General features: G+C 69.9%; 21 protein-coding genes, 2 pseudogenes and 1 riboswitch. Of the genes and pseudogenes, 10 read left to right on the forward strand and 13 right to left on the reverse strand.

All coding sequences use genetic code 11. The features are described 5' to 3' along the window. The first annotated feature begins 24 nt into the window (after positions 1-24). Positions 25-720: a pyridoxamine 5'-phosphate oxidase family protein gene (locus ACF08M_RS27640; protein ID WP_392187963.1), complete on the forward strand. Its 696-nt coding sequence runs from the start codon at positions 25-27 to the stop codon at positions 718-720. 7 nt (positions 721-727) lie between these two features. Here the strand turns inward: ACF08M_RS27640 and ACF08M_RS27645 are convergent, their stop codons facing one another. The 3 genes from ACF08M_RS27645 to ACF08M_RS27655 form a co-directional block, all read right to left on the reverse strand. Continuing rightward, entirely contained in the window at positions 728-1,756 is a 1,029-nt protein-coding gene (locus ACF08M_RS27645) for a DMT family transporter (protein WP_392187964.1), read from the reverse strand. 159 nt (positions 1,757-1,915) lie between these two features. Then, positions 1,916-2,944 (reverse strand): DMT family transporter, encoded by a 1,029-nt coding sequence (locus ACF08M_RS27650; RefSeq protein ID WP_392187965.1) that lies wholly within the window; start codon positions 2,942-2,944, stop codon positions 1,916-1,918. Between the two features lie 233 nt (positions 2,945-3,177). After that, entirely contained in the window at positions 3,178-3,747 is a 570-nt protein-coding gene (locus ACF08M_RS27655; RefSeq protein WP_392187991.1) for a Clp protease N-terminal domain-containing protein, read from the reverse strand. Positions 3,748-3,994: 247 nt separating this feature from the next. Here ACF08M_RS27655 and ACF08M_RS27660 point away from each other — a divergent pair, with 247 nt between their 5' ends. Together ACF08M_RS27660 and ACF08M_RS27665 are read left to right on the forward strand one after the other, a co-directional pair. Beyond that, a complete protein-coding gene (locus ACF08M_RS27660; RefSeq protein ID WP_392187966.1) occupies positions 3,995-4,213 on the forward strand; it encodes a hypothetical protein in 219 nt (72 codons plus the stop codon). Between the two features lie 61 nt (positions 4,214-4,274). Next, positions 4,275-4,706 (forward strand): SRPBCC family protein, encoded by a 432-nt coding sequence (locus tag ACF08M_RS27665; protein WP_392187967.1) that lies wholly within the window; start codon positions 4,275-4,277, stop codon positions 4,704-4,706. Between the two features lie 142 nt (positions 4,707-4,848). On the opposite strand, the pseudogene ACF08M_RS27670 reads toward ACF08M_RS27665, so the two are convergent. From ACF08M_RS27670 to ACF08M_RS27680, 3 genes and pseudogenes are all read right to left on the reverse strand, one after another. Beyond that, positions 4,849-5,010: pseudogene (locus tag ACF08M_RS27670) on the reverse strand (IS5/IS1182 family transposase); the annotation flags it as partial. A 115-nt stretch (positions 5,011-5,125) separates the two neighbouring features. Beyond that, the gene (locus ACF08M_RS27675) at positions 5,126-6,670 is read right to left on the reverse strand and encodes an FMN-binding glutamate synthase family protein (RefSeq protein WP_392187968.1); all 1,545 of its coding nucleotides are present in this window, start codon (positions 6,668-6,670) and stop codon (positions 5,126-5,128) included. A gap of 259 nt (positions 6,671-6,929) precedes the next feature. Then, positions 6,930-7,520 carry a TetR/AcrR family transcriptional regulator gene (locus tag ACF08M_RS27680; protein ID WP_392187969.1) on the reverse strand — a complete coding sequence of 197 codons (591 nt, stop codon included), beginning with the start codon at positions 7,518-7,520 and terminating at the stop codon, positions 6,930-6,932. Positions 7,521-7,597: 77 nt separating this feature from the next. On the opposite strand from ACF08M_RS27680, the gene ACF08M_RS27685 reads away from it, so the two are divergent. The 3 genes from ACF08M_RS27685 to ACF08M_RS27695 all read left to right on the forward strand — a co-directional run bounded on the left by ACF08M_RS27685 (position 7,598) and on the right by ACF08M_RS27695 (position 10,018). Beyond that, a complete protein-coding gene (locus ACF08M_RS27685) occupies positions 7,598-8,032 on the forward strand; it encodes a nuclear transport factor 2 family protein (RefSeq protein WP_392187970.1) in 435 nt (144 codons plus the stop codon). Positions 8,033-8,461: 429 nt separating this feature from the next. Beyond that, a complete protein-coding gene (locus tag ACF08M_RS27690) occupies positions 8,462-8,896 on the forward strand; it encodes a DUF3995 domain-containing protein (RefSeq protein WP_392187971.1) in 435 nt (144 codons plus the stop codon). Positions 8,897-9,196: 300 nt separating this feature from the next. Further along, on the forward strand, positions 9,197-10,018 hold the full coding sequence (locus ACF08M_RS27695) for a PhzF family phenazine biosynthesis protein (protein WP_392187972.1): 822 nt from the start codon (positions 9,197-9,199) through the stop codon (positions 10,016-10,018). Positions 10,019-10,177: 159 nt separating this feature from the next. Here ACF08M_RS27695 and ACF08M_RS27700 read toward each other — a convergent pair whose 3' ends face one another. Continuing rightward, the gene (locus ACF08M_RS27700) at positions 10,178-10,957 is read right to left on the reverse strand and encodes a CPBP family intramembrane glutamic endopeptidase (RefSeq protein WP_392187992.1); all 780 of its coding nucleotides are present in this window, start codon (positions 10,955-10,957) and stop codon (positions 10,178-10,180) included. A 185-nt stretch (positions 10,958-11,142) separates the two neighbouring features. Here ACF08M_RS27700 and ACF08M_RS27705 point away from each other — a divergent pair. Next, a pseudogene (locus ACF08M_RS27705) lies at positions 11,143-12,934 on the forward strand (substrate-binding and VWA domain-containing protein). A gap of 52 nt (positions 12,935-12,986) precedes the next feature. Here the strand turns inward: ACF08M_RS27705 and ACF08M_RS27710 are convergent. Next, positions 12,987-14,492: a glutamate-cysteine ligase family protein gene (locus tag ACF08M_RS27710; protein WP_392187973.1), complete on the reverse strand. Its 1,506-nt coding sequence runs from the start codon at positions 14,490-14,492 to the stop codon at positions 12,987-12,989. Positions 14,493-14,976: 484 nt separating this feature from the next. Between ACF08M_RS27710 and ACF08M_RS27715 the strand changes: the two genes are divergently transcribed. Next, the gene (locus ACF08M_RS27715) at positions 14,977-15,570 is read left to right on the forward strand and encodes a hypothetical protein (RefSeq protein ID WP_392187974.1); all 594 of its coding nucleotides are present in this window, start codon (positions 14,977-14,979) and stop codon (positions 15,568-15,570) included. 352 nt (positions 15,571-15,922) lie between these two features. Beyond that, positions 15,923-16,129 carry a DUF5999 family protein gene (locus tag ACF08M_RS27720; RefSeq protein WP_392187975.1) on the forward strand — a complete coding sequence of 69 codons (207 nt, stop codon included), beginning with the start codon at positions 15,923-15,925 and terminating at the stop codon, positions 16,127-16,129. A gap of 87 nt (positions 16,130-16,216) precedes the next feature. Here ACF08M_RS27720 and gcvP read toward each other — a convergent pair whose 3' ends face one another. Further along, entirely contained in the window at positions 16,217-19,102 is a 2,886-nt protein-coding gene (gene gcvP / locus ACF08M_RS27725; RefSeq protein ID WP_392187976.1) for an aminomethyl-transferring glycine dehydrogenase, read from the reverse strand. Positions 19,103-19,295: 193 nt separating this feature from the next. Further along, positions 19,296-19,392, reverse strand: a riboswitch (glycine riboswitch). 113 nt (positions 19,393-19,505) lie between these two features. Between gcvP and ACF08M_RS27730 the strand changes: the two genes are divergently transcribed. Then, positions 19,506-19,874: a PRC-barrel domain-containing protein gene (locus ACF08M_RS27730; protein WP_392187977.1), complete on the forward strand. Its 369-nt coding sequence runs from the start codon at positions 19,506-19,508 to the stop codon at positions 19,872-19,874. On the opposite strand, the gene ACF08M_RS27735 is transcribed toward ACF08M_RS27730, so the two are convergent. From ACF08M_RS27735 to ACF08M_RS27750, 4 genes are all read right to left on the reverse strand, one after another. Continuing rightward, positions 19,799-21,259, reverse strand: coding sequence for a DNA polymerase IV (locus tag ACF08M_RS27735; protein WP_392187978.1), 1,461 nt, complete (start codon positions 21,257-21,259; stop codon positions 19,799-19,801). The two genes, ACF08M_RS27730 and ACF08M_RS27735, sit on opposite strands and share 76 nt — an antisense overlap. Positions 21,260-21,316: 57 nt before the next feature. Continuing rightward, on the reverse strand, positions 21,317-21,862 hold the full coding sequence (locus ACF08M_RS27740; protein ID WP_392187993.1) for a MerR family transcriptional regulator: 546 nt from the start codon (positions 21,860-21,862) through the stop codon (positions 21,317-21,319). Between the two features lie 240 nt (positions 21,863-22,102). Further along, positions 22,103-22,576: a bifunctional nuclease family protein gene (locus tag ACF08M_RS27745; RefSeq protein WP_006123076.1), complete on the reverse strand. Its 474-nt coding sequence runs from the start codon at positions 22,574-22,576 to the stop codon at positions 22,103-22,105. A gap of 53 nt (positions 22,577-22,629) precedes the next feature. Beyond that, entirely contained in the window at positions 22,630-23,373 is a 744-nt protein-coding gene (locus ACF08M_RS27750; protein WP_392187979.1) for a MerR family transcriptional regulator, read from the reverse strand. Positions 23,374-23,376: the final 3 nt, after the last annotated feature.

A 23,376-nucleotide genomic window follows, 5' to 3' on the forward strand; every position in this document is an offset into this window, starting at 1 on the left:
TGCACTAGTGCAATGGAGTACGCAATGCCGGACACCGCATCGCCGCAGCCCACGGACCCGGACACCGGAACCGGCTACGTGCCGACCGGGCGTACCGTCCCGACCCGTTCCCGCGAACGCGCGGCGTACGACCGGGAACTGGTCCACTCGATACTCGACGAGGCGTACGTCTGCCATCTCGGCTTCGTCCGTGACGGCGCACCGGTCGTCCTGCCAACGCTCTTCGGCCGCATCGGCGAGCGTCTCTACGTACACGGCTCGACCGGCTCCCGGCCGCTGCGGGAGTCCGGCCGGACCGACCCCGGCCTCCCCGTCTGCCTGACGGTGACGCATGTCGACGGGCTGGTGCTGGCCCGCTCCGCCTTCCACCACTCGATCAACTACCGCTCCGTGGTGGTCCACGGCATCGCGCGCACGGTGACCGACCCGCAGGAGCGGCGTACCGCCCTCGACGCGATCGTCGACCATGTGGTGCCGGGCCGGTCCGCGGATGCGCGGCCCGCCGACGAGAAGGAACTGGCCGCGACGGCGGTGATCCGGCTGGACCTCCAGGAGGTCTCCGCCAAGATCCGCACCGGCGGCCCCAACGACGAACCCCACGACCTCGCGCTGCCGCACTGGGCGGGGGTCGTACCGCTCGCCCACGGCTACGCGGCACCGCTCCCCGCGGACGACCTCGATCCCGCCATCGGGGTACCGGACTACCTCACCGCACTCTGAACCACCATCAGGGGTGACCGGTTCCGCCGCCGGGGGCACGGGCCCGTCCGCTCAGGCCGGTACGGCCGCCCGGCGGCGGGCATGCGCGGCACCGCGCGCCTCGTCGAACGCGCGCGGCACCGCGCGCCTCGTCGAACGCCAGCCCCGCCACGGCCGCGAGCAGCAGCAGCGTCCCGACGACAGTGGCCGCGGTGAGCCGCTCACGGAGCACCACCACAGCGATGACCGCCGCGCTGACCGGTTCGAGCAGCATGATCACGGACACCGTCGCGGCACGCACCACCGCGGCGCCCGCGAAGTAGAGCGCGTAGGCGAGCGCGGTCGGTACCGCCGCCACGTACACCAGCAGGGTCACGACCTCCGCGGCCTGCGTGGTGTGCGGCACGAGCCCCTCGGCCACAGCCATCGGCAGCAGCCCGACGGCTCCGATCCCGAAGGCCCAGGCGCTGGTGGCGAGCGAGTCGGTGGCGCCGCCGCGGCGGCCGAGCCACCGGGTCAGCAGGGTCATCGTCGCGTAGCCGGCCGCGGCGAGCAGCGCCAGAGCGACTCCGGCGGGGCGCACGGTGGCCCCGTCGCCGCCGAGCACCAGTACGGCGAGCCCGGCCAGTGCGCCCGCCACCGCGGCCAGTCCGCCGCGTCCCAGCCGCTCCCCCATGGTCAGCCGCGCGCCGACCGCGATGAGCACGGGGCCCGCTCCGAGGGTGACGACGGTCCCGACCGCGAGACCGGTCGCCTCGACGGCCGCGAAGTACGCGCTCTGGAAGAGGGTGAGACCCGCGCCGGTCCCCAGGATGCGCAACAGCCGGCGGCGGCGCGGTTCGACGGGGGCTGCCGCGCGCCGGGTCCGTAGCGCCAGCACGGCGAGCAGCAGCACGAGGCCGCCGAGGCAGCGCCAGAACGACAGGCCGAGCGGGCCGAGATCGCTGACCTCGAAGATCAGCGAAGCCGCGGCCCCGGCGGTGCCCCAGGCCACACCGGCGACGATCAGATAGAAGAGGCTCCGCCCGACGGGCGGGCCGGAAGCAGGGTTCGACACGTGACTTCTCCGGATGAGGACAGGACGGTGGTCGCTCGGCTCCGCGCGCGGGCAACGACGAACCGCTCGGGGACCGCCCGAAGCCGGTCTTCGTCAGGAGGTGGCCGCCCGCACCGAGCGGCGGGCGGCGGGAGTACGGCCGAATACATGGCCGTCCCACTACGTCGCGGCGCGGCCGGCCGACGGCTCTCCCTCGGCGACGCCGCGCCCTCCGCCCGGTCCCCCGACGTGCCGTTCGCCCCGTCCCGGCGCGACGGGACCGGAGGGCGTCCCGGGTGTCGCCGACTGGGCGACGAAGGCACCGATCAGCACCATCGAACCGCCGATGAGCTGCGGCGCCGACAGGTGCTCGCCGAGCATCACCCAGGCGAGCACGGTCGCGATGACCGCCTCCAGGCAGGCGACGACACCCGCCACCGCGGGTGAGAGCAGCCGTACCGAGATCACGCCGGTGACGTAGGCGACCACCGTCGCCATCAGCACGATCCAGACGAGGAGAAGCCATGCCGGTACATCCGTGCCGTCCATGCCCGCATCGCCGCCCAGAACCGGCCAGTCCATGTTCCACGGGCGGGCGACCGCGGTGAGGACGACCGTGCCGATCAGCAGCCCGTACGCGATGACTCCGACCGGATGCGGCGGCTCGGCGCCTTCCGCCCTGTCCTCGCTCCCCTGGTCCGACAGGACGAAGTAGCCGACCTGGCAGCAGGCGGCACCCAGGGCGAGCAACAGCCCGATCACGTCGAAGCTCAGCCCCGCCCAGACCTCGACCACACAGGCGAGCCCCCCGACGGCGAGCACCACGCCGATCGCAGCCCCCCGTGTCACCGGCCGGCGCTGGACGACGCGCACCCAGCCGAGGACGAGCGCGGGCGCCAGGTATTCGACGAGGAGTGCGACGCCCACGGGGACTCGGGAGATGGCGGCGAAGTAGAAGGCCTGTACACCCGCGACGGCGAGCAGCCCGAACCCCAGCAGCAGGACCGGCCTGCTGCGCATGAGAGCCCGGTGGCGCCAGGCGACGGGCAGCATGACGAGGGCGGCACCCGCCACCCTTAGCCACACCACATGCAGCGGGTCGAGTCCTGCCTCGATGAGCGGCTTGGCCGCCACCCCTGAGCCGCCGAATGCGAACGCCGACACCAGGGCAAGTCCCAGGCTGGCGCTTCTCCCCTGAGGCGCGTGCATCGGCACATCATGACAGCTGACGTCAGGAGCGTCACCCCGGTGACCCCTGACGCGCATTCCCCGTCAGCCGCCCGGCTTCACCGCGCCCTTCACCATCGGTTCCCCAGCCCTGCGACGGTCGGGCCGTCCATGCAGTCGCGGACCCTGGTGACCGGTCCGTCATGAACGCGCACGGCCGGCCCGCCCGGCACAGCGAAGGTGCCGCGTCCAATCGGCCCCCGGCACGCCGGGCCTCAGCCCCCGGTTCCCTGCCACTCCTGGCCGGACGCCCCCGCGATCCGGGCCGCGAGCTGCCCCGCGTCCACGCCGGCCCGCACCAGCACTTCAACGGCCCGGCACTCGTGGTCGGTGGCCAGCGCCGCGAGCAGATCGAGCCCGCCGGCCCGCTCGTCGCCACGCAGCTCCGCCCGCTCGTGGGCTCCGGCCATCGCCGAGACGGCCGAGGGCGACCAGCCCTCCACCCCCGTGTCCCGCCCGGCGGAACCCGGATCCCTGACAACCGGAACGGCACCGGTGTCCTCCACCGAGCCCTGCCAGCGGAGCCCGTATCCGATACTGCGCTGAACGAGGTACCCGAGCACCTTGGCCAGTTGCGGTCCGCCCTCGAAGGATGCCCGCACTTCCGGGTCCGACTCGATGAGGGAGTGCAGGAGATGGGCCGTATCGATCTGCCGGTCGCCGTCGCGCAGTGCGCGCCTGCGGGCGCCCGTCACCACGGCGGCCAGCTCCACAGTGAGTCTGGCGCCGAACTCGGCGTGGTTCGGTGCGGGCTGCTGAGGGATCCGCGGCGTCCGGTTTTGCACATCTCTCACCCCATCAGTCCCGCGGCGCCGGAGCATCCCCGGAGGGACCCATTTAGACATCCCACGCAAGTTGGGTACACCCGAGCGGTTTCTCCTCCTTACGGATGAGATCTCGCCATTCCGGGATCCGATCCGGAAAATCGGCGCGCGCCGCCTTGCACCGCACCCCCGGAGCAACCAGGAACCACTCCGGGAACGCCCCACAGGCCACACCAGCCAAGCGGCAGCCGGAAGGGGGTCTGCGGACGTGTCCCGGCTGATCGCCCTTCCGGCGCTCGACGGACGGGAGTACGTGTACCGGGTCCACGCACCATCGGACGCACTGCGCGCCGACTTCTTCCGGGCCGCGTTCCACTGCCATGACGACGGCCCGCACCCGCGCGCCCACGACCGGTTCGATGCCGCACTGATCCGCCGAGCGGCCGGAGGAACGGGGCACACAGATCTGACGGTTCATCAGTATTGAATGTTCACGTCACTGCGGCTACGTTCCGCGACACCGTAACCCGCCGAGAAGGGGTGGTCGCATGGCCGAAGTCAGTGCAGAAGCACGCATCGAAGCACCGGCCGAGAAGGTCTGGGCCCAGCTGACGGACTTCACCGCGTACGGCCAGTGGAACGCCACCCACACCAGCTTTCCCAAGGGCGGCCCCGCGACACTCGAACTCGCGGCCACCTACGAGGAGAACATGAAGCTCATGGGCTTCCCCGCCGAGGTGACCTGGACAGTGGCGGAACTGGAGACCGCGCGCCTGCTGGCCACCAGGGGCAAGGGACCGATGGGCGTCAACCTGGCCATGCGTTACTCACTGACGCCCGACGGCGATGCGACCACGGTACGGATCGACGGGGAATTCACCGGCGCCGCGGTCTCCCTGATGGCGGGCAAGCTCAAGGACTCGGCGACCGCCGCACTCATCGAGTCGCTGCGCAAACTGGGCGGACTGGTCACCGCCTGACGGGCGCCGGACGGACGGGAAGGGGCCTCGCGGCTCGACCGCGAGGCCCCGGGCATCCAGGGATTTCGTTTGGATCACCGGGCGGACCGGAGGAAGATGCCCGCGTTGTGGAGTCCGGCGAGGCGGATGGTCACGGTCTTCTCGTAACGGTCGCGATGCCTCGCCGCTGCTTCAGACGGTTGGATGCACCACTCGACGGTGTTGCGCTGCCTGTACGCCTCGCGCGGTCGAAGGCCGGTGGCCTTCCGCCCCGCCTGCCCCGCCGCAGCCGGTGACCACGCTGATCCGCCGGGGCCGGGAACACCGGCACATCCGCAGCCGGTTGCGGACGCACAGGCGCCCTGCCAGTTGCTGTATTTCTCCGGCAGGTGGACCCCCTGCGTCCCGGGACAGCCCTACCCACCGCCAACTGGTCACCGTCAGCCGGCCGGCTTCTGCAGAGGGGTCGGTTTGGTGGTGACCAGTGCGGTGATCTCCTGGGCGAGCTCCGGGCCGAGTTCGCCCCAGCCGTCCTTGTAGCCGTAGACGCTCGCCAGGGTGCGGGCGTCGTAGTCGCCGTTCATGATCTCGATGTCGGTGGTGGTGATGAGTGCCGGGTGGGCGACACCGACAGCTCCCGAGACCTTCAGCAGCTCCTTACGCAGGGTGCGCAGGTAGACAGCGGCCCGGGTGGCCTTCGAGGGCGCGTCGACGCCGCGCACCAGCCACGGGTCCTGGGTGGCGATGCCGGTGGGGCACTTGTCGGTGTGGCATTTCTGCGCCTGGATGCAGCCGATGGACAGCATTGCCTCGCGGGCGACGTTGATCATGTCGACACCCAGGGCGAAGGCGACGGCGGCGTTCTCGGGCAGACCGAGCTTGCCGGAGCCGATGAAGGTGATGTCGTCGGTCAGACCCCGCTCGGCGAACGTGCCGTAGACACGGGAGAAGCCCATCCGGAACGGCAGCGACACCGAGTCGGTGAAGATCAGGGGAGCCGCCCCGGTGCCGCCCTCGCCTCCGTCGATGGTCACGAAGTCGACCCCGCGATCACCACGCGCCATCAGCGTGGCCAGCTCCTCCCAGAAGCTCATCTCCCCCACCGCGCTCTTGATCCCGACCGGCAGGCCGGTCTCGGTAGCGAGCAGTTCCACGAAGTCGAGCATCGAGTCGACGTCGTGGAACGCGGTGTGCCGAGAGGGGGAGGCGCAGTCCTTGCCGGCCGGGATGCCTCGGATCTTGGCGATCTCGGGGGTCACCTTCGCGCCCGGCAGCATCCCGCCGAGCCCCGGCTTGGCGCCCTGGGAGAGCTTGATCTCTATCGCCTTGACCGGGGCGCCGGCGACCACCTCCTTGAGCTTGTCGAGGTTGAAGGTGCCGTCCTCGTTGCGGCAACCGAAGTACGACGTCCCGATCTGGAGGACGAGGTCACCGCCGTTGCGGTGGTACTGCGAGAGACCGCCCTCGCCCGTGTTCTGCATCGTGCCGGCCAGCGCCGCGCCCTTGTTGAGCGCCGTGATGGCCGCGCCGGACAGCGATCCGAAGCTCATCGCCGAGATGTTCACGACGCTCGTCGGCCGGAACGCCTTGGCGCGCCCGCGCGGGCCGCCCAGCACCTTGGCCGAGGGCAGCGGGACCTGCGGGTCGTGCAGGTCGGGCAGTGTGCCGGCGAACGTGCGCTGCTTCACGTACGCGTGCCCTTGCACGTGCTCGACGTCCACATCGGTTCCGAACCCGAAATAGTTGTTCTCTTCCTTGGCCGACGCATAGATCCAAGTGCGCTGGTCACGGCTGAACGGGCGCTCTTCCTCGTTGGACGTCACGACGTACTGCCGCAGCTCCGGCCCGATCGTCTCCAACAGGTACCGGGCGTGCCCGATCACGGGGAAGTTTCTGAGCAGTGCGTGCTTCTTCTGGACGAGGTCGCGGGCAGCCACCAGCGCCAATGCTGTTACGGCGGCCGCTCCGATGTTCCGAGCGCGCATGAACGTTCCTCTCCTCGACTGCTCGATACCCGACACCATCGCTGTGCGGCGGATGCCGTGGGCGTTGGTCGGCGGACACGGCCAGGCAGGCATCGGCGTCCGACGACGAAACGCCACATGATATTAGAGGTCGCACGGATGAGCGGGCGGGTCAGGGTGCGTCCGGCCGCGCCGCCGGCATTCCCTGGCATTCCAGCAGCGTTTCGCTATCTGGCCTGGCCAGAGGCGTCGTGCGGAGCACTGTGGGCTTTCGTTTGGATCACCGGTCGGCCAAGCAGATGCAGGCCCCCGGCGGCCCTGCCAGGGCCTTGATGGCCGGGCGGAGCAACGCGGAAATGCGATCGGCAGGGGCCCCACGAAGCGAGGCCAGGCCGAGAAGCTGGTGGCCGATGGTGACACCCAGCAACGTGGTGACAACCAGTGCGGCGCGCAGTTCGGGATCCTCGGCAGCGGGCAGGGCGGCACCGACGCCGTCGATCTGCCGGCCGAGGGTGAGACGGACGTGATCGGCTGCTGCCTGGTCGGTGAGCATGGACCGCATCATCGCCAGCGTGCCTTCGGGAAGACCGCCGAGCTTGAGGCCGAGCGAGGCCAGCAGCTGATCGACGAGCGCGTCGGTATCAGTGGCCGTCAGCGGGGCGGGGAACGCCTGCACAGCTTGGCTGAACAGCTCCCGCTTCGAGCCGAAGTACTGCATGACCAGAGCCGGGTCGACGCTCGCCGCGGCCGCCACGGCGCGAATGGTGGTGCGCTCGAATCCCTTCTCGGCGAACAGCTCCCGGGCGCTGTCGAGGATGCGCGCCTCGGTCGCTCGGCGGCGGTCGGCGCGGGACTGGCGAGGAGTGGACACCAATTCACTCTACAGACGTTGACCGAACTTCCGATTGACCCTACGGTGAGTGGCTCAACAAGTGTTGAGCGAATGGAATGACCCCTGTGCCGCATCTGGATACACCTGCCGTTCGCACCCCTCACGAGGTGCTGACCTGCTATTACCAGGCCATGCTCGACAAGTCCCCAGACGATCTCGCCGATCTCTATGCCGTGGACGCGGTGCACGAGTTCCCGTTCACCTCTCCCGGCTTCCCCCCGCGCTACGAGGGACGTGAGGCCGTGCGCGCCGGATACCGGGCGGCCTGGGGCGCCAGCCCCGCTCAGGTGCTGGAGGTCAGGAGGATCGCGGCCTACGAGACCGCCGATCCGGAAGTGATCATCGCCGAGCATGTCGCGGTGGGAACAATGACGACCAGGGCCACCCAGTTCACCGTCCCCGGTCTCTTGATACTCCACGTCCGCAACGGTCTGATCACGCGAGCCCACGACTACATGGACGGCTTGGGAGTCGCCGGCGCCAGAGCGTGAAGGCCGGACCACTACAGCGGCAGCCCGACCTGAGCCGGGACAGCACTTACCCCGTTCCGGCCTCGACCCCCGAGATTCGTCTCGACGAACCGAGTCGCTGCGTCTCAGCCAATCCAGTCCACTCAGGTCAGCGCGGGTGCGGAGGCACGCGGCCGGTGCGCACGACCGCGTGTCCCCGCAAGACCGGTTCAGGAAAATGGACCCGCCTGTGGCAGCGCCGCCGCAACAGCGGCTGCCTCACGCGCTGGGGAAGATCCGATGCACGCCCGGGAAGCGGCGGTATCCGGGAACGGGGTGGAGGGGGATGCGAAGGATCGCGCACTGTCTGCCGCGGCCGGCCACCCGCTCGAACTTCCCTGGGACGGTCAGGATCTGCTGCCGGGGGGACCGTGCGGCATGAGCGTCGGCGCGGGCGATAGCGTGAACGCCATGAAGATCGAGCGCACCGCCCGTCGGGTTTCCGTCACGGCGTTGACCGCTCTTGCCGGTATGCACGTTGCCTGGGGCACGGGCTCGTCGTGGCCGCTCCCCGACCGGGAAGCTCTCTCGGACGCGGTGGTCGGCCGACCGGACATGCCCGGCCCTGTTGCCTGCCATGTCGTGGCAGGCGCGTTGGGGGCCGCGGCCCTGCTGGTCGCTGGACAGCCCCGGCGGCACCCGGCGCTGTCCCGGCTGGGCGCGGCCGGCGTCGCGGGGGTACTCGGTGTGCGCGGTGCAGCAGGGCTCGCCGGGCGGACCGATCTGTTGTCCCCGGGATCGGTCTCGGCCCGCTTCCGGCGCCTCGACCGACTCGCCTATTCGCCGTTGTGCCTCGCGCTCGCGACATCGACCGCGGTCGCCGTCGCCACCCGGCGCAGCCATTGAGCGGAGACGGCCCCCGTGCCGTCGTCGGCGCCGAAGCGGCCGACGGCGCGGCCGCCTGCCCGTACCCGCCCCTGATCGTGACAACGAGGCGGCGAGGGCGGCCGAGGCGGCAACATCCTCTGCGACCCGCCGCGGACTCCGTCGGGCCTTCCGCACCCCGGCGTCGCGCAGTGCACAGGAGCGCGCAGAGCCGCTGCCGGACCGGGCGGAACCCATTCCCCGCCATCGGCCGGGCATTTCGGTCCAGAGAAACGGAATTGGCCTTGTCCTGCCGCTTTCCGCCGCACGTACGGTCGCGTCATGAGGATCCGAATCGTCGATACGTTCACCGACCGCCCCTTCGCCGGCAACCCGGCGGGAGTCCTGCTGTTGGACTCCAACGATTTTCCCGACGACGCACAGCTCCAGGCGATCGCCAGGGAAATCAACCTCTCCGAGACCGCCTTCGCCCACCCGCTGCCACCGGGCGGCGAGGCGGACTGGGCGCTGCGCTGGTTCACCCCGGCCACCGAGGTCGACATGTGCGGGCATGCCACCCTCGCAACCGCCCACGTCCTGCACACCACCCGGACGGCGAGCGGCACGGTGCGTTTCACGGCGCGATGCGGGATCCTCGCCGCGACCGCCCACCCGGACGGCACGGTCACGCTCGACTTCCCCACAGCCCCACTGACACCGGAGGCCGCCCCGGCCGGGCTGGCCGCCGCTCTGGGCGCGGAACCGCTCTCCGTCCACGACACCGGCCCGCACATCGGCGACCTGGTCGTGGAGCTGGCCGACGAGGCGACCGTACGGGGGCTTGCGCCGGATCTCGCCGCGGTGGCCCGCCTCTCCCGGCGAGGCATCATCGCCACGGCCGCCGCCGAGGACCCCACCCGCGGCTACGACTTCGTCTCCCGCGGCTTCTTCCCACGCGTCGGGATCGACGAGGACCCGGTAACCGGCAGCGCCCACACCGCCCTGGCCCCCTTCTGGTCAGCCCGCTTCGGCCGTGACGAACTGACCGGACTACAGGCCTCCGCCCGCTCCGGCCTGGTCCGCACCTCACTGCGCGGCGAGCGCACCCTGCTGACCGGCAATGCCGTCACGGTCATCGACGGCGAACTGCTCGCCGCGCTCTGACACCTTTCGACGCCGGCACAGCGGGGGCGTACGGACCATCTCCGTACGCCCCCCGTACCGGTCACCACTCACGGACCACCCCGGTCACATCACCCGGGGACGGACGCCCTTTCCCCTCCCCCTCCGGTGCCGAACTCCGTCCACCGGCCGCCCGCCCGCTCACGGCGTGGGGAGCCACCCCACCTGCCCGGCCAGCAGGGCGTATCCGACGAACGCCCCGATATCCAGCAGCGCATGCGCCGCCACCAGCGGACCGACCCGCCCCCAGCGCCGGTACAGCAGCACGAAGACCACTCCCATCACCATGTTTCCGATGAAGCCGCCGATGCCCTGATACAGGTGGTACGAGCCGCGCAGCACCGAACTCGCCACCAGTGCGGCCATCGGCGTCCACCCCAACTGCCCGAGTCTGCGCAGCAGGTACCCGACAACGATCACTTCCTCCACCACGGAGTTCTGAAGTGCGGACAGGATCAGGACCGGGAATTTCCACCACACGTCGGGCAGTGACTCCGGGACCACGGTCAGATTGAAACCGGCCGCTCGCGCCACCAGGTAGAAGGCGAGCCCGGCGCTTCCGATGCCCGCCGCGACCAGCGTGCCGCGCCCCAGGTCCGGCCATGGCCTGGTCCGGTCGAAGCCGATGGCGCGCAGGCCGGTGCCCTCCCTGATCAGCAGATGGGCGACGAGGGCCACGGGCACCAGAGCCGTCGTGATTCCAAAGAGTTGCCAGGCGAGATCCAGCCATGGACGCCCTGGCGCATAGGAGCTGTTGAGCGTAGCGGCCTGTTCCTTCAAGCCGCCTGACTTCGTCAGTGATCCGACAAAACTGATCAGGGCAGAAACCCCGCTGGCACCCAGCGAGAGCGCCAGTACCAGTACCGTTTCGGACCGCAAGATCCGTCGCGAAACAGCCTCTTGGGGAAAAGAATCAGCCACGCGCCCCGCCTCCACCTGTACACCTGCCTTGAGTCGTGCATTCACACCCCGGGCCCCGCCCCGTCCCGCTAGGGTCTCGAATACAGGTACGAAGACCACGCGCGACAGGCCGGGGGGACAACCACCATGGGCGATGGTGCGGTCCCCCTTTTCCTTGTTCATCCTCAAGGAGGGGCACCACCGACATGGGACGTCACAGCTTGCCCGACCACCACGCGACCGATGGAGGCGGGGACGGTCCGCCGCCGCGCCGTCGGCGGACCGTGGTGATCGCGACCGCCCTCGTCCTCGCGGTGGCCGCGGGAACGGCGGTCGCGGCGCGGGGCGGCCTGCTGTCGTTCTCGAAGTCCTGCGAGGACTCCGCCGTGCCATCTCTCCATGATGGCCTCACCGGACATCGCCCCCGCCGTTCGTGCCGTCGCCGAGAAGGCGCGCCAGGACGATCTGAGATCCGACGGCCGCTGTCTGTACGTGCGGGTCGTCGCACGCGATTCCTACAAGGTCGCCGACGCCCTCTCCTCCGGGACCCGTGCCCCTGACTACCAGCTCTGGCTGCCCGACTCCGACCTGTGGCTCGACCGGGCCAAGGGCTCCGGCGAAGGCGTTCCGATCACCCCGGGCGACTCCATCGCCTCCTCCCCCGTCACCCTGGCCATGGTGCCGTCGGCGGCCAAGAGCCTCGGCTGGCCGAAGAAGAGGTACTCCTGGGCCGGGCTGACGGCCCAGGCCACGGACTCGGACAAGGTGCGCCTGGGCTCGGCGGACCCGGCACGCAGTGCCACCGGGCTGCTCGCACTCTCCAGCATCGGCGCGTCCTCCGGGAAACAGGGTGGTGACAGCGACACCCGGGTCGCGGCGACCGCCCAGCTGCTCGCGCGGCGTATGTCGGACGGCGACACCCAGGTGCTGGAGACGCTGGCGCAGAGCGATTCGGACGCCGAGCCGGGCCATCCGGAGCGCAACCAGGCGGTGCTCCTCTCGGAGCAGGCCGCGTTCGCCCACAACGCGGCGTCGACGGGCGGCGGCAGGCTCGATCTCTTCTACCCCGAGGACGGCGCCCCGCTCCTCAACTACCCGTACACACTGGTCGACGAGACCAGGATGAGTACGTCCGAGGGCCGGGCGGCGCTGCGGTTCATGACGCTGCTGAACGAGCCGGGGGCGCAGGCCACTCTGAAGAAGCACGGCTTCAGGAACGTGGACGGAACGGCCGGGGAATCGGTGATCGCATCGGCGGGCGGCAGGAAGCCCCAGCCGTATGCCGCCCCGGCCGCCGCGGCGCCGTCCGCCGAGGAACTCCAGCAGACGCTCGGCATGTGGACGATCACGGTGCAGAACGCGCGGCTGACGACGGTCGTCGACGCCTCGGGTTCGATGGCCACGATCGTGCCGGGGCGCAACCAGTCCCGGATGGATGTCACCAAGGCCTCCCTGATCCAGGCCCTCAACCAGTTCACCCAGAACGACGAGATCGGGCTCTGGGAGTTCGCCACCACGCTCGACGGCGGCAAGGACTACCGCAGGCTGGTACCGACCGGCCGGCTCGGCGATCCGGCGAAGGGCGGCGGTACCCACCGCGAGAAGCTCACCGCGGCCTTCTCCGCGCTGCAACCGGTGCCGGGCGGCGCGACCGGCCTGTACGACACCACGTTGGCCGCCTACAAGGACGCGCAGGCGACGTATGTGAAGGGCAAGTTCAACGCCGTGGTGATCCTCACCGACGGCTCGAACCAGGACGACCGCTCCATCTCCCGCAGCGCCCTGATCGCGGAACTGAAGCGGATCGCCGACCCGGAGCGTCCGGTACCGCTCCTCGCCATCGCGGTCGGCCCCGAGGCCGACCGCGAGGAGGTCGACGAGATAGCGAAGGTGACCGGCGGCGGAGGTTACCAGGTCACCGACCCTGCCGACATCCAGGCCGTCATCCTGCAGGCCGTCATGACGGCCGGACAGAGCAACCACACCGCCCGGGAATAGCGTTCCGCGCGGACGGGAACGGCGGCGGACACCGGCGGACGCCCCGACGGGGTCACTGCGCTGGGACACCCGTCGGCCAGTTGTGGACGGGTTCGCCGCTGTGCATCAGTTCGGCGTACCGGCGGGTGGTCGCGGCCAGTGCGGCATGCCGTTCAAGCCCGGCCTCCCGTGCCCGGTGGTAGCTGTCCACCTGCCAGGACGCCCCGTTCACCCGTCGTCTGCAGCGCTCCTCGATGACCCCGAGGTAACGGTCGCGGTCCGCGGACTCGATGTTCCAGGCATCCAGCCCTGCGGCAGCCAGCGGCAGCAGTTCGTCCCGTACGAGCTTGACCGCCGGCACCCGGGTCAGCCCGCCCGACCGGCCCGGACGCGGCCAGATCAGCTCCGCGTCGATGCCGTGGCGGCAGGCGGCGTCGAAGTTCTCGGCCGCCGCTGCGAACGGGAGCCTGGTCCACACCGGACGGGACTCCTCGGCGAGCGCCCGCACGAGCCCGTAGTAGAGCGCGGCATTGGCGATCACATCGGTGACGGTGGGACCGGCGGGCAGGACCCGGTTCTCCACCCGCAGATGGGGTACGCCGTCGGCCAAGCCGTACACAGGCCGGTTCCAGCGGTAGACCGTACCGTTGTGGAGCACCAGCTCCTGCAACTGCGGCGCGCCGCCCTCGTCGAGCACCCGCAGCGGTTCCTCCTCGTCGCAGATCGGCAGCAGCGGGGGGAAGAAGCGCAGATTCTCCGCGAAGAGCTCGTGCGCCGAACCGACCCACCGCTCACCGAACCAGGTCCGGGGCCGCACCCCCTGGTTCCGGAGTTCGGGCGGTCTGGTGTCCGTGGCCTGCTGGAAAAGCGTCGGCCGCGTTTCCCGCCACAGCTCCCTGCCGAACAGGAAGGGTGAGTTGGCGCCCATGGCGATCTGGACCCCGGCGACGGCCTGGGCCGCGTTCCATACGGCCGCGAAGCGCGCCGGTGTCACCTGCAGATGCAGCTGAACCGATGTGCAGGCGGCCTCGGGGGTGATCGAGGAGGCGGTGCAGACCAGTCGCTCGACACCGTCGATATCGAGGGAGAAATCCTCGCCCCGCGCAGCCACCATTTGATCGTTCAGCAGTGTGTAGCGGTCCGCCTTCGAGAGGTTCGCGGCAACGAGGTCCGCACGTCCCAGGGTGGGCAGAATTCCGATCATCATGATCCCGGCATCGACCTCGCCCGCCTTCCGGTGCGCATATCCGAGGCCGGCCCTGAGCTCTTCGGCCAGCTGATCAAAAACACGCCCGTCCAGGTGGTGCGGGACGATGTTCACTTCCAGATTGAACATCCCGAGTTCGGTCTGGAAATCACGGCTCGCGATCCGAGGGAGCACCTCCCCATTCATCATCTTCGGCATGCCGTCGGCGCCTGCCAGATTCAGCTCGAGCTCCATGCCCATGAGGTTGCGGGGGCGGTCGAACCTCCGCTCCGCCAGGAGCCTCTCCATCCCCTCCAGGCACTGGTGGAGCTTCCTCCGGTACCTGTGCCGATCGGACAGATCAAAGGCGCCCGCCACGACCTTCTCCCCCATCGAAGCGTCCCTCCCTCGAGTGGGCGGCCCGCGGCCCAGGCCGCTCGCGTCACGATCGATAATGCCCAGACGCGGTGATCCATAACGCCCCACGATCGCCACGCACCCAGTAATCTGTGGACGGCTGTCCGGGGCACATTCCGTCGGCATGGCGCAGTCCGCGGTTTTCCGCCACCCGAAGCGTGATGAAAACGCCGACGAGTTTCGGCCGACCGCGTCGATGGAAAAATCCCTGGCAGCGGCTGCGCCGATGACGACGAATCAGCAGAATCCCCGCATAATAAAGTCTTGATACCGCCTTGTTGGCAATAACTGCGACGACTAGTGGAAACACTGTGTGAACACGTGTCGTATAAACTTCGCAGACGAGGCAGAGAGTCGACGCACCGGCCCAGTCACCGGCCGCCTCTGGCCCCGCACGCCGACAGCGCCGTCTGCACCCGCCCACGCATCACCGTGTCTCCGAAGTGAGAGGCGACCCACTATGCCGCTGCATGTTCCCCCGGCTCCCGCGCCCGCTCTGCGCAGCGTCCTCGCGGCACTCGGTTCACCCACCGCAGTCCGCGAGGCCCGCACACCGGCTCTCCGATCCGCCCAGGGACCGCTGAGCCCCGAACTCCCGCTCCCCGTCCATGTACTGGAGCGGATCGGCCCGAGCGAGCTCGCGCCCGCCACCCGGCTCGCCGCGTGGCGGTTCGTGATCCGCAGCTCGGAGCAGGCAGTCGCCGCGGCGGACACCATGCTCACCCCGGACGGCTGGGCCTTCTCGCACTTCTTCGAGGGCCCCTACATCGCCTCGACCGAACTCGCTCTGCGCCAGGCCGAGACGGTGACATCTCAGTACCAGCCACGGCTGCTGTCCATTCCGGAGCTCTACATGCTGGCCCTGTGGCTGCACGCCGACGCCAATGCCGACGCAGCCGACGGGGCACTCGCTCCCGCCGATCTCCTCGTACCACTGGCTCCCGCACCACCGGGCATCGCGGCACATAGCCCGCACCGGGTGGCCGAACTGCTCCGCGTGATGACGCTGCGCATCACCCCGGGCCCCGGGCCCCTGCTCGGGTCGCCGGCCTGACAGCGGCCGCACCCGGCACCACCGCACCGTGCCCCGCCACCGACTCCCGTGGCGGGGCACAGCTCTGCGCGGCACCGTGCTGAGGACCACGGCGCGCGCGGGCGCACATCTCACCCATCCGGACTAGCCCGGTCCGGCCACCCCGAACCACCCGAAGTGACAGTGCAGTTGCGGTGAACCGACCGGCCGGGTGACGCGTCCTCGGAGTAAGAAGAAGTGCTGCCGCGAAATCCCTGCGGATTGACGCCCGTGGGGCAACACTGGGACCGGACCGATCGATACGCGGGGGGCGGCCGTGAACACTTCGTCAAGCCGCAGGACATTCACTACAACGCAGCGAAAGAACCCACCCATGTGCCAGCATCAACCACCATGCCCGACCGCCGACTCAGCCGACCGGGAGGCCGCCCGTCTGACGGCCCACCACCCGGAACAGGGCTGGAGCCTGCTGTGCAACGGCGTCCTGCTCTTCGAGGACACCGGTGAGCTGCTCCCGGACGGGCAGATCATCGCCCCACACCGGCCTCTGGAGACCGGCCGAGTGGCGAAGGCTGCCTGACCCCGGCCTGAAGGAACTGGGGCCGGCCCGGAGACTTCTCCGCACCGGCCCCGACGCATGTCCGCGTCACGCCCTGCCGTTCGTGCCTCAGTTGTCGTACTCGTCCAGCGGAGGGCAGGAGCAGACGAGGTTGCGGTCACCGAAGGCACCATCGATCCGGCGCACCGGCGGCCAGTACTTGTCGGCGGCCGAGACACCGGCCGGGAAGACCGCCACCTCGCGGCTGTAGCCGTGCTTCCACTCCCCGCCCAGCATCGCCGCGGTGTGCGGAGCGTTGCACAGCGGGTTGTCGTCCGCGCTCCACTCGCCGGAGGCCACCTTCTCGACCTCGCCGCGAATGGCGATCATCGTGTCGCAGAAGCGGTCGAGCTCCGCGAGGTTCTCGCTCTCGGTCGGCTCGATCATCAGCGTCCCGGCGACCGGGAACGACATGGTCGGCGAGTGGAAGCCGTAGTCGATCAGGCGCTTGGCGATGTCGTCGACGCTGACGCCGGTGGCCTTGGAGATCGGCCGCAGGTCCACGATGCACTCGTGTGCGACCAGCCCGGCCGGGCCGTTGTACAGAATCGGGTAGTGCGGTTCGAGACGCTTGGCGATGTAGTTGGCCGCGAGCACGGCGACCTGCGTCGCACGCTTCAGGCCCTCACCGCCCATCAGGCGTACGTACGCCCAGGAGATGGGAAGAATGCCCGCCGAACCCCACGGCGCGGCCGAGATCGGCCCGACACCGGTCTCGGGGCCCGCTGCGGACTGCAGCGGGTGGTTCGGCAGGTACGGCGCGAGGTGCGCGCGCACACCGACCGGGCCGACGCCGGGGCCACCGCCACCGTGCGGGATGCAGAAGGTCTTGTGCAGGTTCAGGTGCGAGACGTCGCCACCGAACCGGCCCGGCTTGGCGAGCCCGACCAGCGCGTTGAGGTTGGCGCCGTCGACATACACCTGACCGCCGGCGTCGTGCACCTCGGCACAGATGTCGGCGACGTGCTCCTCGAACACGCCGTGCGTCGACGGGTACGTGATCATCAGCACGGCGAGCTCGTCGCGGTGCTTCTCGATCTTGGCACGGAGGTCCTCCGTGTCGACCTCGCCGTCGTCGGCCGTCTTCACCACGACGACCTTCATTCCGGCCATCACGGCGCTGGCGGCGTTGGTGCCGTGCGCGGAGGACGGGATGAGGCAGACGGTCCGCTGGTCGTCACCGTTGGCCCGGTGGTACGCCCGTACCGCCAGGAGGCCCGCAAACTCGCCCTGCGAGCCGGCGTTCGGCTGGATCGATACGGCGTCGTAGCCGGTGACCTCGGCGAGACGCTCCTCCAGCTCACGGATGAGGGTGAGGAAGCCCTGCGCCTGCTCGGCCGGCGCGAAGGGGTGCAGCGCGCCGAACTCGGGCCAGGTGACCGGCTCCATCTCGGTGGTCGCGTTCAGCTTCATGGTGCAGGATCCGAGCGGGATCATGCCGCGGTCCAGCGCGTAGTCCCGGTCGGCGAGCTTGCGCAGGTAGCGCAGCATGGCCGTCTCGGAGCGGTGCTGGTGGAAGACCGGGTGGGTGAGGATCTCGTCGGTGCGCAGCAGACCCTCGGGCAGCACGTCGGCGGCCGCGGCGTCCAGCGCCTCGATGTCCCCGTCGGTGCCGAATGCGGCCCAGACGGCGGCGATCTGCACCCTCGTGGTGGTCTCGTCGCAGGCGAGGGAGACCAGGTCGGCGTCGACGAGCCGCAGGTTGACACCGCGCTCGCGGGCGTCGGCGACGATGTCGGTGGCCTTCCCGGGGACGCGCACGGTGAGGGTGTCGAAGTAGGTGCCGGTCACGACGTCGATGCCGGCGGCGCGCAGACCCTCGGCCAGGATCGTCGCGTAACGGTGGGTGCGCCGGGCGATCGTCCGCAGCCCGTCCGAGCCGTGGTAGACGGCGTACATCCCGGCCATGACGGCGAGCAGCACCTGCGCGGTGCAGATGTTGCTGGTGGCCTTCTCCCGGCGGATGTGCTGCTCGCGGGTCTGCAGCGCCAGCCGGTAGGCCTTGTTGCCGTCCGCGTCGACGGAGACACCGACGAGGCGGCCGGGCAGGCTGCGGGCGAACTTCTCGCGCACGGCCATGAAGCCGGCGTGCGGTCCGCCGAAGCCCATCGGCACACCGAAGCGCTGCGTGGTACCGACCGCGATGTCCGCGCCCAGGTCGCCCGGCGAGGTGAGCAGGGTCAGGGCCAGCAGGTCGGCGGCGACCGTGACGACCGCGCCGAGCTCGTGGGCCTGCTCGATGACGGGCTGGATGTTCCGCACGGCCCCGGAGGCGCCCGGGTACTGCACCAGGACACCGAAGACACCGCGCTCGGCGACCTCTGCGGGAATGCCAGCGGAGAGGTCCGCGACGACGACCTCGACACCGGACGGCTCGGCGCGGGTCTCGATGACGGCGATCGTCTGCGGCAGGGCGTCGGCGTCGACCAGGAAGACGCCGTTCTTCACCTTGCCGACACGCCGCGAGAGCGCCATGGCCTCGGCGGCCGCGGTGCCCTCGTCGAGCAGGGAGGCGCCGGAGGTGGGCAGGCCGGTCAGTTCGGCGACCATCGTCTGGAAGTTGAGCAGCGCCTCCAGGCGGCCCTGCGAGATCTCCGGCTGGTACGGCGTGTACGCCGTGTACCAGGCGGGGTTCTCCATGACGTTGCGGAGGATCACCGGCGGGGTGAAGGTGCCGTAGTAGCCGAGCCCGATCATCGGGGCCAGCACCTGGTTGCGGTCGGCCAGGGCGCGCAGCTCGGCGAGGACCTCGGCCTCGGTGCGGGCGGCCGGCAGCCGGAGTGCCTCCGCGCTCTTGATGACGTCGGGCACCGCGGCCGCGGTCAGCTCGTCCAGCGAGCCGTAACCGACCTGGGCGAGCATCTTCGACTGCGCCTCGCCATCGGGACCGATGTGGCGCTCTTCGAACGGAATGCCCTGCTCCAGCTGGGAGAGCGGGGTGCGACGGGGGGTCATGGTGGAGGCCTCCTGGTCTTCACGACCTGCGAGGGGCACCACGGCGCGGGTGCCCGAACGGCCTCCCCCTCTGTCATCTCAACCTGAGAGCTTCACCGGCGCGCCCTGCGGCGTGCCGGTTTTCACCGTCGGTGAGGAAGGGAACCGTACCGGCACTCGGCCGCACGGAGCCCGCCCTGCTTTCCAGAGTGACCTCGTCCGTGCGGTACGTGGGCCTGAGAGATTCCGGGGAGGATTTGCTCCTTCGGCGCCTCCGGATTCGCTCCGGAGGACTCTCCCGCACGGGGTCAGCAGCCGTCACCAGCCTACCAGCGGGGTTCATGGCGGAATTCTCGAGTGGCCAACCCCCCGGATCTGCACTTTTGTAGAGCTTGTGGAGTAGCCGCGACCAGTGGGAGGGATCGTGCAGACCGACATCGATCCGCGCAGCCTGATCGGCCGCAAGGCCTTCGACCGCAAGGGCACCAAGATCGGAACCGTGGACGAGGTGTACCTCGACGACGCGACCGGTGTGCCCGAGTGGGCGGCCGTACGCACCGGACTCTTCAGCCGGGACGCTTTCGTCCCGCTGGAACCCAGCGAGTTCGTGGAGGATTCGCTCCGCGTTCCCTTCGACCGCGCACTGATCAAGGACGCACCCGACTTCGGCGTCGGCCGTCATCTCTCGCCGGAACAGGAGCTCCAGCTCTACCGGCACTACGGACTGGACTCCCCGTCCGAGGAGACCGGCCCGGACAGGGACTTCGGCAGACTTGCCGGCCAGGACGAGTAGTCCACCGGGTTCCGCACCAGCGGCAGCGGATCGGCCGGATGCAGCTCCGCGTCGTCGATCCGGAACGTACGCACTCGGCCGGGCACCGACCCCGGCTCCTCGAACCGCACCGTCACCCGGCCGATACCGCTGCCCTGCACCCAGCCGTGGCCGTGGACGTCATGGCGTACGTCGTGTCCGGCGGGCCAGCGCCGCGCGGCGAGCTGCTCTGCGGGCTCGGGGGGCTCCTCCCGCGCACCGCCCGCCGGCTCGTCCCCCTCGTCACCCGCCTCCGTCGCTTCTTCGACCGTCTCCCCCGTCGCGGCCCGTTCACCGGCGGCCTGCGCGAAGAGGTCCTCCTGTGTGTAGTCGGCGAGCCCCGTGACGCCCACGCCGAGGAGCCGTACGCCTCCGGTGGTGTCCACGGCCTCCAGGAGCCGTGCGGCAGCCTCCCGGACCACGGTGGGGTCGTCCGTGGGCCCACGGAGCGTCTCGGACCTCGTGAGGGTGGAGAAGTCGTACCGGCGCACCTTGAGCACCACCGTCCGCCCGGACCGCCCCGCTCCCCGCAGCCGCTGTACGCATCGGTCGGCCAGCCGCTCCACCTCCGTCCGGACCCGCACCCTGTCGTGCAGGTCCGTGTCGAAGGTGTCCTCGACCGACACTGATTTCGCGTCCCGCTCCGCGACCACGGGCCGGTCGTCGTACCCGAACGCCATGCGGTGGAGAGAGCCGCCGTGCGCCTTCCCCAGCAGGCGTACCAGCTCCGCCTCCCCGGCCTCGGCCAGGTCGTTGACCGTCGTCATCCCGGCGCGGCGCAGATGGTCCGCCGTCGCGGGCCCGACGCCGGGGAGGATCCGTACCGGCATCGGCGCGAGCAGCTCCCGCTCCGTGCCCGGTTCGATGAGCACCAGCCCGTCCGGCTTCGCCTGCTCCGAAGCGATCTTGGCCAGCATCTTGGAGCCGGCCAGCCCGACCGAGCCGGTGAGCCCGGTGACCGCCTTGATAGCGGTACGCAGCTGCTCACCGATCTCCAGCGCGGAAGCCGTGTCATCGGCCGCCCCACCGGCTTCCAGGTCCACGAATGCCTCGTCCAGGCTCAGTGGCTCCACCAGCGGGGAGAGCCGCCCCAGCAACTCCATCACCTGGTCGCTGACCATCCGGTACAGCAGGAAGCGGGGCACCAGATAGGCCGCATTGGGGGCGAGCCGCCGGGCCTGTGCCATGGGCATCGCCGAGTGGACCCCGAAGCGCCGTGCCTCGTACGACGCCGTGGCGACGACTCCGCGGGGGCCCAGCCCGCCCACCACAACCGGTTTCCCGCGCAGACTGGGCTTCGCCGCCTGCTCGGCAGAGGCGTAGAAGGCATCCATGTCCAGATGCAGGATGGTGGGCGCGGCTCTCACATCAATCGATGCTGCCCCATGGCACTGACAATTGCCCCGCCCTGCTCTCCGTCCCGGTCAGCCGGCGCGGTTGCGCCGTCGCGCGAGCTCATCGGCGGGGTTGTTCCCGACCAGCGTCTCGCCGGTGTCCACACGTTCACCGTGCAGCTGCGACAGCGCGACGTCGACGTCCTGCCACACCACGCCCACGGCGATGCCGAAGACCCCTTGGCCGCCCTGGAGCAGTTTGACGACCTCGTCCGGCGAGGAGCACTCGTAGACCGTCGCCCCGTCGCTCATCAGCGTCATGCGCTCGAGATCCTGGAACCCGCGGGCCCGCAGGTGCTGAACCGTGGTGCGGATGTTCTGCAGAGCCACCCCCGTGTCCAGGAAGCGCTTCACGATCTTCAACAGGACGACGTCCCGGAAGCTGTAGAGCCGCTGTGTGCCCGAGCCGTAGGCCGGACGGACGCTCGGCTCGACCAGCCCTGTGCGTGCCCAGTAGTCGAGCTGCCGGTAGGTGATCCCCGCAGCCGCGCAGGCCGTCGGCCCGCGATAGCCGATGTCGTTGGCCGATGCCACGCCGCCCCCCGCCACCGCCGCCGGTTGAACCGGTTGCCTGATGGTGTGGCCGGCTGTACTCCCCTGCTGCGGATACGGCCCACCTGCTGCCGTACCGTCGCCGCTGCTTCTCACGCCGACCTCCGTCCTTGACCTGCCATCTCGAAGGTAGGCAGTCACTCGGGGTGCGTCAACGATCGCCACACTCGGCACGCCGAGTGATAATCACCCTGAGGGTGGTTTCCCGTGACTCGCGAACGGGAAAGGCTTGTCGAATGCGCTGACGGCGCCCTCGCAGAACGGTCACTGACTGTTGGTACCGAAGTCCTCCGGTGAGATCTGATCGAGGAACTCGCGGAACTTCTCCACCTCATCCTCCTGCTCGTCGGGGATGGCGATGCCCGCATCGTCGAGCACCCCGTCACTGCCGTAGATCGGCGTTCCGGTGCGCAGCGCGAGCGCTATGGCGTCGGACGGCCGCGCGCTCACCTCCACCCCGCTGGCGAAGACCAGCTCCGCGTAGAAGACCCCTTCCCGCAAGTCCGTGATGCGGACCTCGGTGAGCTCCTGGCCGACGGCCTCGAGCACATCCTTGAAGAGATCATGGGTCAGCGGCCTGGCGGGAGCCATGCCCTGCTGGGCAAAGGCGATCGCGGTCGCCTCACCAGGACCGATCCAAATGGGGAGGTACCGGTCGCCTCCCACTTCACGCAGGAGCACGATCGGTTGGTTGGAGGGCATTTCCACCCGGACACCCACAACGTCGAGCTCGTTCACACAGCAACCCTAGGACGTGCTCGGCAGGTTTGGGTAGTCGGGCACCGACGAGATCAGTGGAGCCGGACGCGCAGAGCGGTCTGCACAAGGGCCGAATGAAGCCGTACGGACAGCTCGGCAAGCTCTCTCGCGGTGGCCTCCGCATGTGCTCTGGTCTGCGGATTCCGGTGCCGACGCAGGGGTGCGACCACCTGCTCGATGAGCCCCGCCTCGCGGTCTGCGGCCGCCCGGATGGCGCGGAGGTGACGTGGTTCCAGACCGAATCGCCCCAGATCCGCCACAAGCTTGGCCACCGTGACCATCTCGGCGTCGTAACCGCCCTCGGCGCCTGGAGTGACCAGACCGTACGATTCCCACTCGTCCAAGTCACTCTCGGTGACCTCGGTCGCCGCGAGCAGCTCGGCACGGCCGATCCGGGCCGCCGTCGCCCGCCCGGACTCGGCTTCCCAGCTGCCGTCGGGCAGGTCCCGGGGGTCGCCTCCGGGCGGCAGGGCGGACTGCTCGCCCCGGGCGAGCGCGTCCAGATGCTCGCGAATGACCTTCAGCGGAAGGTAGTGATCCCGCTGCATACGCAGCACCTGGGCGAGCCGCTCCACATCGGCCGCCCGGAACTTGCGGTACCCGGAGGGGGTCCTCTGCGGCTCGACGAGCCCTTCGGCCTCCAGGAAGCGAATCTTGGAGATCGTGACCTCGGGAAACTCGTCCCGCAGGTGCAGGAGCACCGTGCCGATACTCATCGGGCGGTCGTCGGCGGGGGCGGTGCCGTGACCGGCACCGCCCGTCGGTGTTCTCAGCATGGA

Source organism: Streptomyces sp. NPDC015032 (assembly GCF_043080425.1).
Classification (GTDB): Bacteria; Actinomycetota; Actinomycetes; order Streptomycetales; family Streptomycetaceae; genus Streptomyces.